This is a genomic window from Rhizobium sp. 01T444 (assembly GCF_056398305.1).
On record NZ_JBFTPD010000389.1, the window covers coordinates 1 to 531 of the forward strand.

Genomic DNA, 531 nt, shown 5'->3' on the forward strand with positions numbered 1-531 from the left:
TCCTCTACGACGTCGACCTCGAGGTGCGGCGCGGCGAAGTGGTGGCGCTCATGGGGCGCAACGGCGCGGGCAAGTCGACCACGCTCAAGGCGCTGATCGGCATGCTCGCCAAGCGCCGGGGCGCCGTGCGCTTCCTGGGCCATGACATCTCGAAGAGCGAGCCGCACCACGCGGCGCGCCTGGGCCTCGGCTTCGTGCCCGAAGACCGCCGCGTGTTCACCGACCTCACGGTGATGGAGAACCTCGAAGTCGGCAGGCAGCCCGCGCGCCGCTGGGCCGACGGCACCGATGCGCCGCTGTGGACGCCCGAGCGCCTGTTCAAGCTCTTCCCGAACCTCGGCGAAATGCCGAACCGGCCCGGCGGCCGCATGAGCGGTGGCGAGCAGCAGATGCTGACCGTGGCGCGCACGCTGATGGGCAACCCCTATCTCGTGCTGCTGGACGAGCCCTCCGAAGGCGTCGCGCCGGTCATCGTCGAGCAGATGGCCCACATGATCCTGGAGCTCAAGGCGCAGGGCGTGAGCATCCTGC

General features: G+C 70.1%; 1 protein-coding gene. It reads left to right on the forward strand.

All coding sequences use genetic code 11. The features are described from left to right. On the forward strand, positions 1-531 hold a 531-nt coding region (locus AC1DTN_RS39085; protein ID WP_477925613.1), incomplete at both ends, for an ABC transporter ATP-binding protein.